This is a genomic window from Psychrobacter sp. TB20-MNA-CIBAN-0197 (assembly GCF_040309765.1).
In the GTDB taxonomy this organism is placed as follows: domain Bacteria; phylum Pseudomonadota; class Gammaproteobacteria; order Pseudomonadales; family Moraxellaceae; genus Psychrobacter; species Psychrobacter submarinus.
This window is the reverse complement of sequence record NZ_JBEOPC010001116.1, coordinates 1-249: the sequence shown is the minus strand read 5'-3', so window position 1 is coordinate 249 and position 249 is coordinate 1. Positions and strand designations below refer to the sequence as shown.

The 249-nt window shown below is 43.0% G+C and carries 1 pseudogene; it reads right to left on the bottom strand.

The annotated features are described in order from the left end of the window. Positions 1-249 (bottom strand): annotated as a pseudogene (locus tag AAEY83_RS17395) (hypothetical protein); the annotation flags it as partial.

The window sequence follows — 249 nt, the reverse complement described above, 5'->3', positions numbered from 1 at the left end:
GTTATGTACTTGCTCTTCCATTGCTTGCCACGTTAAATATAGCGGCACTTTTGCCAGCTCCATTTGTGGATTTTGCGCGTCTGGGTCAACAAACCACTCTGGTGGATAGCGGGTTTCTATTGGCACAAATGTTTGCGCAATCGGAAAATGAATTAGGTATAAGTCTAGGTAATCTAGCTTTAAATCACTCAGTGTTTTATCAATCGCGAGGCCAACATGCTCTGGTGCATGAAAGGTATTCCACAGTTT